Below are 12,611 nucleotides of genomic sequence, written 5' to 3' on the forward strand. Positions count from 1 at the left end.
CGGCCAGCGGTGACCGCTGACCGGCCGGGTCGACTACTGGCAGGTCAGGTACTGGCTGTCGAACGCCTTCTTCAGCTCGTCCGTCTTGGCCTGCCGGTCGGTCTCGTAGTTGTCCACGTTGGCCTTGGTGACCACGAAGGACCCGGAGTCGATGACCACGCCGGGCGTGCTGACCGTGCAGCCGCCGGAGAGCTTGGTCAGCGCGTACGACCCGACGGACGCCTGCCCGACCGGGTTCTGGAGCACGGTGCCGGCGACGGAGCCGTCCCGGATCCCGGCCAGGATGGTCTGGTCGTCGTCGATCGCGATCACCTTGATCGGCAGCTTGGCCTGCTTGACGCCCTCGGCGGAGGCGACCGCCGGGTTGTACGCGGTGTTGACGATGCCCTGGATCTGGGTGCCCTTGGCGGCGAGCAGGTCGGCGACGGCCTTCTGCGCGCTCTGCAGGTCCTTGTCCACGTCGGTCACGGTCTGCACCAGCTTGACCTTGCCGCCGGTCTCGTCGACCGCCTTCTGCACGCCGGCCATCCGGCGCTGGGTGTTGGAGTCGACCTTGTTGCCGGTGAGGTGGACCAGGTTGCCCTGGCCGCCGATCGCCTCGACCGCGGCCTGTCCGGCCTTGTACGCGGCGAGTTCGACGTCGGTGGAGAGGCAGAAGTCGGCCTTGTTGACGTCTCCGGCGGGGCAGGAGGCGAGCGAGGCGACGGCGAAGCCCTGGCCCTTGAGGTCCTCGAAGGTGGCGTTGATGTTCTCCGGGGCCACCCCGAAGATGCCGAAGGCGTTGTAGCCCTGGGCGGCCAGCGCCTTGAGCACGTCGTTCTGCTTGGTCTGGTCCCAGCCCGAGGTCTCGTTGAACGCGACGTCGGCCACCCCGAGGTCGGTCTTGACCTTCGCGGCCGTTTCCTTCCACGGCTGGAAGTACGGGTGGGCCCCGCCCGACACGAGGGCGATCTTCACCTGGTCGGCCGCCCGCGTGGTCGCGCCGGCCGCCTCGTTCTCACTTTTCTTGGTGCATCCGGCGGTGGCCAGGGTGCCGAGCACCAGGATGGCAGCCGCGGCGCCGAGCCGAGTCAACGGGCTCCGATTCATGACCGCACCTTTCGCGCATATCGTGGATCCTATAGGATGTATCATGGATGTTTAGTCGATCACACTCGCTCGCGTCAAGGCTTAACCTCGAAGAAACATGCCGTCGTTACCAAGGCGTGTCGGGCTGAGCGCGGCGGCACCGCAGGAGGAGACGGATGGTCAACCAGCAGCCGGTCCGTCCGCTACGCCGGTCGACCCTCGGCGAGGACGTGTACGAGACGCTCAAGGTCCTGGTGCTGGAGCACACGCTGACCCCCGGGGACCGGATCAACATCGACGCGCTCGCCCGTGACCTGGCCGTCTCCCCCACCCCGATTCGCGAGGCGCTGGCCCGACTCGAAGCCGACGGGCTGGTCCGCAAGCGTCCCCTGGTCGGTTACACGGTGAGCCCGCTGCTGACTCGGGCCGAGTTCACCCACATGTTCGAGATGCGCTCGCTGCTGGAGACCGCCGCCGCCAGGTACGCCGCCGAACGCGCGAGTGACCGGCTCCGGGCGGCGATCTGCGCCGAAGCCGCCACCACGGTCGACACCGACGACGGCGACCCGGAGGGCTGGCACTGGCACGCCGCGTTCACCACACTCGACGCCCGGTTCCACGAGCTGGTCGCCACCGCCGCCGGCAACCCGTTGCTCGCCGACGGGATCGCCCGGTTGCACGCCCACCTGCACCTGCACCGCCGCTACTTCCCGTACGCGGAGACCGGCACCACCGGCGCGGAGCACCAGCGGATCGCCGACGCGATCCGGGCGGGTACGCCCGACGCCGCCGAGGCGGCCATGCGGGACCACCTCGATCGGGCCCGGGACCGCCACCTGCCCGCTTTCGAGTAGCCCGTCCCTACTGGACTTCCGGAGGGTGTCCGAACGGGACCCGATCGATCAAGCACGATAAGGCCATCGTCGCTGGGCTATCCTCGTCATCTACGAGTTTCATCGCCCGGGCGGGAGACACCGATGGTCAATGCTCCGGTGCACCACGCGGACAGGCCGACCGGGCCGACGGCACTGGTCCCGCTGCCCGCCCGACAGACCCTGACCGAGGACGTCTACCAGGCGATCAAACGGCTCATCATGGACCACGTGATCCCACCCCGGGGCCGGCTCAGCATCGACCAGCTCGCCCGTGACCTGCGGGTCTCCTCGACCCCGATCCGGGAGGCGCTGGTCCGGCTCGAATCCGAGGGGCTCGCCGGGAAGGAACCCCTGCGGGGATACTCGGTCACCCCGATCCTCACCCCGGCCCAGGTCGACGACCTGTTCGAGTTCCGCGGTCTGATCGAGCCGTGGGCCGCCGCCCGCGCGGCACAGCGGCGCGACGAGGCCGGGCTGTCCCGGCTACGCGCCGAAGTGGACTCGGTCAGCACGTTGCCGGCCGGCGAGAGCTACGCCGACTACCAGGACCTCGCCGGACACGACGACCGGTTCCACCGACAGATCGCCGAACTCGCCGGCAACCACCAGCTCCTGCGGGCGTTCGCGCGTACGCACTGCCACCTGCACCTGTTCCGCCGCCGCTACACCGCCCCGCTGGGCAGCGCGACGGTGGCCGAACACCGGGACATCGCGGCGGCCGTCGCGCAGGGCGATCCGGATGGTGCGTACGCGGCGATGGAAGCGCACCTGGAACGGGCCCGGCAGCGGCTGACCTGAACGCGCGGACGCCGGGCCGGGAGCGGATCCTGCCGCGTCCCGCCCGGCGTCCACGATCAGCCCCTCCCGGTCCCACGTCCGGGAGGGACGGTGTCGGTCAGCTCGACATCACCCGCTGGTGCAGGGCGGTCACCACCGACCGGGCGGAGACGAACGAGCCGTGCTGCCACGCGGTCTCGTGGCTCAGCCAGTCACCGGCGAAGTAGACCCGCCCGGCCGGCTGGAGCAGCAGGTTGTAGCCGGCGGTGCCGTGCGGCGGCGAGGTCCAGGCACCCTCCAGGTAGCGGGTACGGTCCCAGGCGTGCGAGAAGGAGGTGGCCAGCTCGCTGCGGTACTTCTCCCCGTGGATCTTCACGCCCTGGGCCACGGCCCGTGCCTCCCGCTCGGCCGGCGTCAGCGCGCTGTACGTCCGCGCGTTCGCGCCGGTGTTGTAGTAACCGACGATCAGACCCCGCTTGCCGTGGAAGCCGTACGACGGGTACCAGATGTGCGACAGGTCGAGGTCGGTCTCGGTGATCCCGCCGTAGATCCGCTCGTCCGTCTCCCACCAGCGGCTGCGGTACTCCAGGCCGATCTTGCCGGAGGCGGTGACCGGGAAGCTGGCCAGCGCGGCGGTCACGTTGGTGCCGAGGTTGTGCGGCACCCGCGCCATCAGGTTCGGCGGCAGTGTTCCCACGCAGTAGTCGGCCCGGATCGACTTCTCGTGCCGGCCCTGGCGGTAGGTCACCTCCACCTCGTGGCCCCGGTTGGTCACCCCGGTGACCTCGGCGCCGAGCCGGATCCGGTGGTTGCCGACCGCCCGACTGAGCGCCTTCGGAATCGCGTCCATCCCGTCGACCGGCTGGAACATCAGCATCGCCTGGTCGTAACCGAGTTCGAAGGAGAAGTACCGTCCGACGTTGCTGGCGAACACGTCCGACAGCGGTGGCGGGGCACCGAGCAGGGTCCCGGCGTCGTTGCCGGCCCCGGGGTAGGCCGCGTACCCGCGCCGGCTGGTTCCGGTGTACGCGAACCCGCTGGTACGCCCACCGATCGCACCGAAACTCTGCAGGAACGACAGCAGGCGGGTCTTGTCCTCGGCGGTGAGCCGGGCGTCCAGCGCCCCCTGGTCGGTCGCCTTGGCGAGCAGTTCGGAGACGTAGCCGTACACGTCGGCCCTGGCGGTGCGGTAGCGCTGGGCCGAGGTCATCCCGGTCGCCTCGTTGTAGATCCGGGCGTCGGCGTTGGCGTTGGTGAACACCTCGATCGGCACCCCGAGCTCACGGCAGTAGTCCAGGGTGACCATCCACTGCGCCAACCGACCCGGACCCGCGTTGAGGTAGGTGCCGGAGGAGAACTTCGCCTTCTGGGTGTGCCCGTCCAGGTCGGTTTCGGAATCACCGCCGCGGATGGTGCGGTTACGGCCGCCGGCGACCGCGCGCGCCTCCAGGATCGTGCAGTCGTACCCGGCCTTGCCCAGCTCGTACGCGGTGGCCAGGCCGGCGATGCCGCCGCCGAGAATGACCACGCGCGCGGCACCGCGGCCGGTCAGGTGGAAGTCGGATCGCTCGGGTGCGCGGAACGCGGGCGCGGCCGACGCGGCGGTCGGCGCGAGTCCCAGGGCGCCCATGGTCGCGAGCATCGCGCCCGCTCCGCCGCTGGCACCGACTGCCCGCAGGAAGCCGCGCCGGTTCAGGGCGGGTTGCGTGTGGTGGCTCATACGTCCCCCTTTATCAAGATCCGTGGGACGCCGAGTCTCTGTGCCGACTGTTACCGGTGAAGCGAAATGATGTTGCCACCGCATTTCGCTGATCTTCGATGAACGCGGTCAGTCGCCGATCGATGGACGCGGACCACCAGCCCGACGGACATGGGCCGTCGCGGGCCACCGGGCCCGACGGACATGGGCCGTCGCGGGATGCCGTGCCTGTGACGGAGGTGAGCCGGTCGGGGTCAGCCGGTGACGCGTACGTGGTCGTCCGGGCCGCCCTGGGCCCGCATCGCGGCGACCAGGTCCGCCCGTGCCCGGGCCACCCGGGACCGGATGGTGCCCACCGGACAGTCGCAGACCTCGGCCGCCTCGGCGTAGCTCAGCCCGGCGACCTGGGTGGCGACGAACGCCTCCCGCCGGTCGCGCGGCAGCGTACGGAGCAACTGGTCGAGCACGACTTCCTCTTCGAAGCCGGACCCGTGACCGGCCCTGGCGGCGTCGGCCGCCCCCTGCCAGTCGGCCAGCTCGGCGGTGCGCGGGCGGCGGACCAGCGCCCGGATGTGGTCGGCCGCCACCCGGCGGGCGATCGCCAGCAGCCAGGTACGCGCGGACGACCGGGCCGCGAACCGGGGCAGCGCCCGCATCGCCCGCAGGTACGTCTCCTGGGTGAGGTCCTCGGCGTCGGCGTGCCCGATCAGATGCGTGACGAAACGGTGCACGTCATGCTGGGTGGCCCGGATGAAGGCACCCGCCGCGGTCCGGTCGCCGGCCTTCGCGGCCAACGCCCAGCGCGTGATCTCGTCGTCGTCGGACCCGGTCGCAGGCATGTTGGAAGGTTAACCTGTGCCGCCCCGGTTAGGGTTGCGGCAGTTCCATGGGAACTCGACGGATCCGGGGACCGACAATATGGGTGTGGGGTGTGAACAGTACCGGGAGACGCTCTCGGCGTGGCTGGACGGCGAGGATGATCCCGCCGAGCGGCCCGCCCTGGAGGCGCACCTCGGAGAATGTCAGGAATGCCAGTCCTGGGTTGATTCTGCCGCTTCGGTGACCCGGCTGGCCCGAACCAGCCTGGTCGGCACGATGCCCGTACTCGACGAGCGGGTGCTCGCGGCGGCACCCGGTCCGGGCCGGCTCCGGGTGGCCATCACGCTGCGGATCCTGCTCGGCGTACTCGGTGGGGTGCAGTTCGTCCTCGGTGCGGCGCAGATCGCCGGCATCGCGGGCACCCAGCACCTGCACAACCTCGCCGGGACCACCGTCCCGCCGAACCACCTGTGGCACGAGTCCGCCGCCTGGAACGTGGCGATCGGCGCCGGCTTCGGCTGGATCGCGCTGCGCCGTACCCGGCCGGTGGGGATCCTGCCCACGCTGACCGCCTTCGTGGCCGTACTCACCCTGCTCTCCGCGAACGACATGATCGTCGGACGGGTGGACGTCAGCCGGATCCTCAGCCACGGCTTCATCCTGGCCGGTTACGTGATCATCCTCGTCCTGACCCGGCCGGCGCTGGACCCCGGCGAGCCACCGCAGCGGCGCCAGCCCGGCCCGTCGCGCTGGCGGGCCAGCTTCGACGCCGACGAGGTCGCCGCCCCCGTCCCACCGCTGCGCCTGGTCCGCAACCACCCCGGCCCGGCCCACGCCCGCCACGACGACCACCGCGCCGCCTGAAAACTACCCCACTCGGCGACCCCCGCGCCGCGTGACGGGTTACCCGCCGCGGCCCTCCCGGCGGGCGGCCTCGGCCAGGAAGTTGTTGTAGCGGGCCAACTCGTCCTCCTCGCCGTTGGCCTGCGCCCGGTCGGCGGCCCGGTCGAGCCGGGCCTGCTCCCGCTCGTCCGCCCGGATCCACTGCCGTACCAGCAGGATCATCACGATCGCGGCCGGCACCTCACCGAACGACCAAGCGATGCCGGCACCGAGATGCTGGTCGGACAGGAGCGACCCGGCCCAGTCCGGATGGACAGCGTCGTACCAGTCGGGGGCGATGACCGTGGTCGACTGCATCAGGATCACGCCCAGGAACGCGTGGAAGATCATCGCGGCGAAGTGGATGATCACGAGCAACGGTTGGGGCAACGGCCGACGCCCGGGGTCGATGCCGATCAGCACCCAGAACAGCAGGTAGCCGACCAGTACGAAATGGGTGAGCATCGCCAGGTGCCCGAGGTGGTAACGCATCAGGGTGCCGAGCAGCCCGCTGAAGTACAGGCCGTAGAGGCTGGCGACGTAGAGCCCGAGGGCGACCAGCGGATGGGTCAGCACCCGCAGGACCCGGCTGTGGATCAGGATCAGCAGCCACTCCCGGGCCCCGCGCACCTGCGGATCGGTCGGCCGACGCAGCGCCCGCAGGGCCAGTGTGAGCGGTGCCCCGCCGACCAGCAGGATCGGCACCGCCATGGAGAGCACCATGTGCTGGACCATGTGCACGCTGAACAGCAGGTACGCGTACCGCGCGACGCCGAGGTTCGTGATCGCGGCGAGCAGCAGCATCCCGGCCACCCAGCTACCGGTACGCGACCAGGGCCAGTGGTGCCCGTCGCGGCGCAGCCGACGTACGCCGGCCAGGTAGGCGGCGATGCCGAACGCCGTCACCGCCAGGAAGAACATGTCCGGCAGCACCTCGCCGAGCATCCGGGCGGCGGTGGGTGCCGGCGGCATGCCGAAGCCGAGCAGTTCCACCAGCGGATCCGGGCCGACCGGGTTCACCGGTTCCGGGGTCGGGCTGCGGGACAGCGCCACCGCCAGGCCGAAGGTGGCCGCGAAGACGACCAGTTCCCCGGCGGCCAGCCGACCGAACGCCCACCCCGCCCCGGCTCGCAGGGCCGGCAGCGTACGGGCCCGGTGCACGACGCCGATCCCGCCCAGCACCAGCAGCGCGGCGATCTTCGCGAGGACCAGCCCGCCGTAGCTGGAGTGCCAGAGCTGCCCCCAGTCGCCCAGCCGCACCCACGCATTGGTCAGCCCGCTGGCCGCCACCACCACGAAGCAGGCCAGGGCGAGCCGGCTGTAGCGGGCCGCGGCGTCGGGCAGCAGCCGGCTGCGCCGGAGCATGAGCAGCCCGACCAGCCCACCGACCCACACCGAGGCGGCGAGTACGTGCAGGGCGAGGCTGGTCACCGCCAACTGGTGGTTGCCGGCACCGGCCGCGTGCCCGGTGAACGCCGGCGGCAGCACCGCGACCAGCGCCAGTACGGCCGTCGTCGCGGCCAGGGCCCGGGACACCCCGACCCGGGTCAGTACGGCCAGCAGCAGCGCCAGCCCGGCCTGCAATGCCAGTGCCCGGCCCTGGCTGATCGAGGTGGCGAAGCTGAACACGGTCGCCGAACGCAGCCGGTCGACCGGCTGGCCGAGCAGGTCGGAGACGGTCAGCACCAGCATGGTCGTCGCCGCCACCGCCCAGCCGACAGCCCACCCGGTCGCCCGGCGCAGCAGCAGGTAGCCGCGCGGCGAGACGCTGGCCCCGTCGCCGGGGAGCAGGAACGCCGCGGTGACCAGCAGGCCGACGGTCACGGTGGCCAGCCCGTCCAGGGCCACCCGGACGATCGGCATCGCCCACCGGGTGACCGGTCCGGGATCGGGCAGGCCGGTGATGACGGTGCTGTCCAGCCCGCCGCCGTACCGCAGTGCCAGCAGCAGCACCGCCAGCGCCGCCGCACCGACCGACACCGGCAACCACCACAGCCGACCGCCACGGACCGGCGAGGAGGTGACGGGAGCCTCGGGCACGGGTACGCCGTCGCCGCTCATCGGGTGGTACCGGTCGGTCGGCGTCGGCGTACCCGGATCAAGCCGGCGGCGACGGCGCCCAGGGTGACCGCGCCGGCCACCCACCACCACAGCGGAGTCGAACCGCCGGTCGTTGCGACCGGCGCCGCCGCCCGCACCGGTTCGGCCGGCGGGGCCGGCTCCCGGCCGGGCGGGAGCGCGACGGTGAACCGGAACTCGCCCTCGATCGGATGCCCGTCCGCGGAGATGGCCCGCCACGCCACCCGGTAGTCACCCGATCGCAGCGGGTGCACCGGTTGGCTCATCCGGTGGTCCACCACCCGCGCCGGCCCGTCGCCGTAGCCGGTGTGGTCCGCACCCTCGACCAGGACCGTGCTCAGGTCGGCCCGGACAACCTCGTTGAAGGTCAGGGTCACCGCCGGCAACGGACCGGTCACGGTCGTCCCGTCGGCCGGGTCGGTCCCGAGCAGCCGGGAGTGCGCCCAGGCCGGGGTGGTGAGGACCGGCAGACCGGCGAGCAGCACGGCCAGACCGGCCCCGGCCAGCATCGCCACCCGGATCACGACCCGTCGGCCCACCGGCAACCCGGACCACACCACCGCCAACCGACCGTGCACCACCACCGACCCCACTTCCACCGCCCGCGAATCCGGGTAGGTGGTCGTGCCGGCGTCCCGGTGAGTTCCCGGACACCGGTGCGGGCCGCGTCACACCAGGCGAAACGCCCTCAGGTGGGTCAGGGGAACTCGACGATGTGCATCGCGGCCTCCTCGGCCGACGCGCCGCCACCGTCGATCCCGACGTCGCTGCCGACGGACTCACCCTCGAGGTCCGGTCCGAGTCCCTGGTCGGGCGCGACCAGCCGGCCCGCGCGCAGGTCGCCGACCTCGTTGGCGTCGAGGAACTCGTCGGCCTCGCGGGACAGCGCGTCCTCGTCGACGTCGGTGAGGAGGGCGGGGCGTTCCCACGGGGTCGCCTGCTCCGGAACCTCCTGGGCGATCCGCTGGTCGAGCGACTCGCCGATGCTGGCCTCCTCGGCGGTCACGCCGAAGGCGGTCGAGCCCCGGTAGTTCTCCGGCGGGGAGTAGCCCTCGTCGAGGGCGTCGTCGAGCCCGCGGTCCTCCAGCGTGTCGTCCGCCGACAGTTGGCCCTCGTCGTGGGGGAACCAGACGTCCGTCTCGGCCGATCCGTCAGGGGTGGTCATGTCGAATCTCCTCGCTGCCCGTGGCCGGCACCCATGCCCGCCGTGGGCGAGCCTAGCCACCGCCGGTACGGACCGCAGCCGGGCAGCCCGGGGGTACGGTCAGCGGGCGCCACCCGGTAGGTCGAGGATCACATGGAACGCCTCCCAGACCCGGGCCAGGGTCTGGCCGGTGATCATCCCGACCGGCTCGCCGAGCGCGTCCCGCGACCGGCTGCCGATCGTGGCCACCCGGACCACACCCTCGACCGGGTCCCGCGAGGTCAGCGGGATGCTGATCCCCGAGGACGGCCACCCGGGCACCACGTCGACGCAGATCGGTCGGGAGACCGGGTCGGCGTTGAACTCGTCCGCCGAGACGACCAGCACGTACAGCTCCCGGCGCGGGCCGATCGGGCGGTACGGGCGGATCTCGCCCTGCCTCACGACGCGCGCGTCCGGCTGACCCTGTCCAGCTCCGCCGCGTACGCGACGCCCCGTTCGACCTCGTCCTGCTCGGCGTGCCGGACCAGTTCCGCCCGAACCGCCGGGTGCGCCGCCAGGTACGCGGCCTCGGCGCGCATCGAGTCGGCCAGGGTCTGCCGGCGGACCGCCCGGTTGACGTACGCGGAGAAGGAGACCCCGGCGGCTTCGGCGCTGCGCTGCGCGGCCTCGCGGGTGAGGGCATCGAGGGTGATGGTGACTCGATCGGTTGCCATCGAGGCAGCATACTCAGCCGCATACCAAAACGCATCGGTCACGTAAGCATTGTCGAGCGCCAGCTCAGCTGTTTCCACCCATGATCATCACGGTGGTGGTAGCGGCCAGCGCGATCTCCAGTTCGGCCAGCGCGTCGCGTACCGCCCGGTCCGCCCACTGCGGCTCGCCGAACGCGGCGAGCCGCCGCTTCACCTCCTCCGGCGGGTGGCCGGGGAAGGCCGAGGCGATCAGGCCGGTGCCGCAGACCAACGACCAGAGCGCATGCGTACGCGGGTCGGGCGGGGAGGTGCCGGCCAGGGCCAGTCCGAGCCGGCGGCGGGCGTCGAGTTCGGGTGCGGGTTCATCCGTGGAGGTCGACGGGTACCGGGAGGTGGGGAAGACCCACAGCACCCGCTCCTCCGTACGCCGGAGCAGGCCGCGCCCGACCAACCGGTCCAGCACCGCCTCGCGCAGACCCGCCCGCAACCGGTCCACCCACTCCCGCGCGGAACCGTCCGTAGGGGCCGACGCGATCTCGGCCAGTCCCCGGTCGACAACCGGGTCACCGGTCGGCGTCGGGTCGACCACTCGCAACCGGCCCTCGACCGGGGCGACCCGACCGGCGACCGCCAACTCGACCAGCACCCCGCCGGCCAGCCCGTAGTCCAGCCAGGACGAGTCCGGGGCGGGCGCCCCGTCCTCCCGGTAGGCCAGCAGGAGCAGTTCCTCGGCCAGATTGATGTCCATCCAGCCGATGGTAGGAACACCGAGCACGTCAGACGTCCGGCGGGCCGGCGGCCCCACGCCGACGCAGGTACAGGGCGGCGGTGGCCACCTGGCTCCCGATGACCAGTGCGACCGCGAACGGCACGAAGGACCGCCACGGCTCCGGCAGCCACGTTCCGAGCAGCCAGACGCCGGGCACCACGCAGACGACGGTGATCGCGTACGCGAAGAAGGCGCGCAACCGGTGGCCACGCCGCACCTGGTCGAGACCGTTGGCGGCCGCGGCGGCGGCCAGACCGACGAATTCGTTGATCCCGAAGATGTCCGCCACCACCAGGATCAGCACTCCGAGCAGGACACCCACCAGCGAGGAGTGGGCAGCGGCCCGAAGTGCGTCCGGTAGCGGCCCGTCCGGCAGCCCCGGCTCGTGGTCGTAGACGAGTGCACCCCTGCTGTCGTACACCCAGCGGTGGGGCGACTCGGTCGCCCCACCCGGATCGGACGGCCCGGGGGCATCCACGCTCATGCGTCCAGTGTGGATAAGGATCGCCAGGCGCGACATGACCGGTCGCCCGGCTCTCGCATCGTCCGGACGGACAGGTCGCGAACGGCGGTCGGCAGACGGCCGAGGAGTGGCGACGGCTTGCCGAACCGCGGGCCGGTGCTGCCCGGCCGCTCGTCGCACCACCGCTTCTCACGCGATCAACGACGGACCCTTACGCGGGTTACGGCGATCCCGATGCCCGCACCGACAGGACGGTTCCGGCTGGCCGTTCGGGTACCGCCGCCCCCCAATGCGGAAATGGACGAGCATTCCGAGCAGCGAGTCCGGAGAACGGGCGAGTCGTGTAAGTCGAGCCTTCGGACGGTTCCGACAATCGTCGGGATCCCGCTGATTCGGCTCGGGCCGGCGGCCGAATCGGCGGCGCCGTGGCATTGCGTATTGGGGCGTTTCCGCGCAGTGGCGCCACCGCCGGTCCCGACCGAAGTGATCACGCTCACGCCACGGGCGGGACCCTCGGTGTGCGCTCGGCGGTGCGCCGCAGGCGCGCCACGGCGGTCGGGCGTACTTGGGGACCGGTGTCGGGGCGGGGCACCCGGCAACGAAAAGAGGGTATGTCCATCAATGGACATACCCTCTTACCTGGTGGGCGATGCTGGTATCGAACCAGCGACCTCTTCGGTGTGAACGAAGCGCTCTCCCACTGAGCTAATCGCCCTCAGCGCGCATGACTGTACCTGATCCGGTCGGCACCGCGCATCTTCGGGGTCAGTGCGTCGCGAGGTAGTGCAGCGCCTCGGCGACGAGGTCGATACCGAGGCTGAGTTTCAGCGACAGCCAGACGACAACGCTGACGAAGACCAGGCCGAACGCGCCGAGCAGGAGACGTACGGGCCAGGACTGCCGGGTGGCCCAGCGGGTCCAGGCCTGGACGTTGCGCCGGGTGAAGGTGAGCAGGCGGCGGGCCCAGTGGTATTCGACCGCCCAGACGCCCAGGCCGGCGATCACCAGGAGCCAGCCCGGTCCGGGCAGCGGGATGAGTGCCAGGCCGACGAGCACCACGATCGCTCCGACCACCGCCACGATGACCTTGAGTGCGATCCGGCCGGTCGGGTTGGCCCGGATGATCTCCAGGGTGGTCTGGACCCGCTGCCGGAACCCCGTCGGCGGCTGTTCCCGCTCGGCCAACAGGGAGTCACCATCGGCCGGCCGAGGCTGGCTCTCGTAGGCGACGCGCTCGTCGTCGGGCACGTGGTTCCTCCGCTCCTCGACCACCAGTGTCCCCCATGCTCGACCGGGATCCTCGTGGTCGCCGTCACTGGTTTATTGCTCCATTGAGGAGCA

General features: G+C 71.5%; 14 protein-coding genes and 1 tRNA gene. 3 read left to right on the plus strand and 12 right to left on the minus strand.

Annotated features, from left to right (window positions below; translation table 11 throughout):
• Positions 1-33 precede the first annotated feature (33 nt).
• Entirely contained in the window at positions 34-1,089 is a 1,056-nt protein-coding gene (locus OIE47_RS02490) for a sugar ABC transporter substrate-binding protein (protein WP_326559844.1), read from the minus strand.
• 155 nt (positions 1,090-1,244) lie between these two features.
• Between OIE47_RS02490 and OIE47_RS02495 the strand changes: the two genes are divergently transcribed.
• Both OIE47_RS02495 and OIE47_RS02500 read left to right on the plus strand, forming a co-directional pair.
• Positions 1,245-1,922 (plus strand): GntR family transcriptional regulator, encoded by a 678-nt coding sequence (locus OIE47_RS02495; protein WP_326559845.1) that lies wholly within the window; start codon positions 1,245-1,247, stop codon positions 1,920-1,922.
• A gap of 123 nt (positions 1,923-2,045) precedes the next feature.
• Positions 2,046-2,741, plus strand: a complete 696-nt coding sequence (locus tag OIE47_RS02500) for a GntR family transcriptional regulator (protein WP_326559846.1) — start codon at positions 2,046-2,048, stop codon at positions 2,739-2,741.
• A gap of 97 nt (positions 2,742-2,838) precedes the next feature.
• Here the strand turns inward: OIE47_RS02500 and OIE47_RS02505 are convergent, their stop codons facing one another.
• Together OIE47_RS02505 and OIE47_RS02510 are read right to left on the minus strand one after the other, a co-directional pair.
• A complete protein-coding gene (locus OIE47_RS02505) occupies positions 2,839-4,440 on the minus strand; it encodes a flavin monoamine oxidase family protein (RefSeq protein WP_326559847.1) in 1,602 nt (533 codons plus the stop codon).
• A gap of 233 nt (positions 4,441-4,673) precedes the next feature.
• Entirely contained in the window at positions 4,674-5,258 is a 585-nt protein-coding gene (locus OIE47_RS02510; RefSeq protein WP_326559848.1) for a sigma-70 family RNA polymerase sigma factor, read from the minus strand.
• A 79-nt stretch (positions 5,259-5,337) separates the two neighbouring features.
• Between OIE47_RS02510 and OIE47_RS02515 the strand changes: the two genes are divergently transcribed.
• Positions 5,338-6,102 (plus strand): zf-HC2 domain-containing protein, encoded by a 765-nt coding sequence (locus OIE47_RS02515; RefSeq protein WP_326559849.1) that lies wholly within the window; start codon positions 5,338-5,340, stop codon positions 6,100-6,102.
• Positions 6,103-6,141: 39 nt separating this feature from the next.
• On the opposite strand, the gene OIE47_RS02520 is transcribed toward OIE47_RS02515, so the two are convergent.
• The 9 genes from OIE47_RS02520 to OIE47_RS02560 form a co-directional block, all read right to left on the minus strand.
• A complete protein-coding gene (locus tag OIE47_RS02520; protein ID WP_326559850.1) occupies positions 6,142-8,181 on the minus strand; it encodes a bifunctional copper resistance protein CopD/cytochrome c oxidase assembly protein in 2,040 nt (679 codons plus the stop codon).
• The gene (locus OIE47_RS02525) at positions 8,178-8,783 is read right to left on the minus strand and encodes a copper resistance CopC family protein (protein WP_326559851.1); all 606 of its coding nucleotides are present in this window, start codon (positions 8,781-8,783) and stop codon (positions 8,178-8,180) included. The genes OIE47_RS02520 and OIE47_RS02525 overlap by 4 nt, the downstream gene beginning before the upstream one ends.
• Positions 8,784-8,896: 113 nt before the next feature.
• Positions 8,897-9,364 (minus strand): DUF5709 domain-containing protein, encoded by a 468-nt coding sequence (locus tag OIE47_RS02530; protein WP_326559852.1) that lies wholly within the window; start codon positions 9,362-9,364, stop codon positions 8,897-8,899.
• A 99-nt stretch (positions 9,365-9,463) separates the two neighbouring features.
• Positions 9,464-9,787 (minus strand): hypothetical protein, encoded by a 324-nt coding sequence (locus OIE47_RS02535; protein WP_326559853.1) that lies wholly within the window; start codon positions 9,785-9,787, stop codon positions 9,464-9,466.
• Positions 9,784-10,059 (minus strand): hypothetical protein, encoded by a 276-nt coding sequence (locus OIE47_RS02540; protein WP_326559854.1) that lies wholly within the window; start codon positions 10,057-10,059, stop codon positions 9,784-9,786. Before OIE47_RS02540 ends, OIE47_RS02535 begins: the two co-directional genes overlap by 4 nt.
• A 64-nt stretch (positions 10,060-10,123) precedes the next feature.
• Positions 10,124-10,786, minus strand: coding sequence for a GOLPH3/VPS74 family protein (locus OIE47_RS02545; RefSeq protein ID WP_326559855.1), 663 nt, complete (start codon positions 10,784-10,786; stop codon positions 10,124-10,126).
• A gap of 28 nt (positions 10,787-10,814) precedes the next feature.
• Entirely contained in the window at positions 10,815-11,291 is a 477-nt protein-coding gene (locus tag OIE47_RS02550; RefSeq protein WP_326559856.1) for a hypothetical protein, read from the minus strand.
• Between the two features lie 619 nt (positions 11,292-11,910).
• Positions 11,911-11,985, minus strand: a tRNA-Val gene (locus tag OIE47_RS02555).
• A gap of 50 nt (positions 11,986-12,035) precedes the next feature.
• Positions 12,036-12,518, minus strand: a complete 483-nt coding sequence (locus tag OIE47_RS02560; protein WP_442792040.1) for a TIGR02611 family protein — start codon at positions 12,516-12,518, stop codon at positions 12,036-12,038.
• Between the last annotated feature and the right edge of the window lie 93 nt (positions 12,519-12,611).

This window comes from Micromonospora sp. NBC_01796, assembly GCF_035917455.1.
GTDB lineage: Bacteria > Actinomycetota > Actinomycetes > Mycobacteriales > Micromonosporaceae > Micromonospora_G.

Excerpts from the sequence above, each read along its gene's own strand:
- OIE47_RS02545 (WP_326559855.1), bottom strand. The coding sequence starts at position 10,786 with ATGGACATCAATCTGGCCGAGGAACTGCTCCTGCTGGCCTACCGGGAG.
- OIE47_RS02500 (WP_326559846.1), top strand. The coding sequence starts at position 2,046 with ATGGTCAATGCTCCGGTGCACCACGCGGACAGGCCGACCGGGCCGACG.
- OIE47_RS02495 (WP_326559845.1), top strand. The coding sequence starts at position 1,245 with ATGGTCAACCAGCAGCCGGTCCGTCCGCTACGCCGGTCGACCCTCGGC.
- OIE47_RS02520 (WP_326559850.1), bottom strand. The coding sequence starts at position 8,181 with ATGAGCGGCGACGGCGTACCCGTGCCCGAGGCTCCCGTCACCTCCTCG.
- OIE47_RS02510 (WP_326559848.1), bottom strand. The coding sequence starts at position 5,258 with ATGCCTGCGACCGGGTCCGACGACGACGAGATCACGCGCTGGGCGTTG.
- OIE47_RS02540 (WP_326559854.1), bottom strand. The coding sequence starts at position 10,059 with ATGGCAACCGATCGAGTCACCATCACCCTCGATGCCCTCACCCGCGAG.
- OIE47_RS02530 (WP_326559852.1), bottom strand. The coding sequence starts at position 9,364 with ATGACCACCCCTGACGGATCGGCCGAGACGGACGTCTGGTTCCCCCAC.
- OIE47_RS02515 (WP_326559849.1), top strand. The coding sequence starts at position 5,338 with ATGGGTGTGGGGTGTGAACAGTACCGGGAGACGCTCTCGGCGTGGCTG.
- OIE47_RS02490 (WP_326559844.1), bottom strand. The coding sequence starts at position 1,089 with ATGAATCGGAGCCCGTTGACTCGGCTCGGCGCCGCGGCTGCCATCCTG.
- OIE47_RS02505 (WP_326559847.1), bottom strand. The coding sequence starts at position 4,440 with ATGAGCCACCACACGCAACCCGCCCTGAACCGGCGCGGCTTCCTGCGG.
- OIE47_RS02550 (WP_326559856.1), bottom strand. The coding sequence starts at position 11,291 with ATGAGCGTGGATGCCCCCGGGCCGTCCGATCCGGGTGGGGCGACCGAG.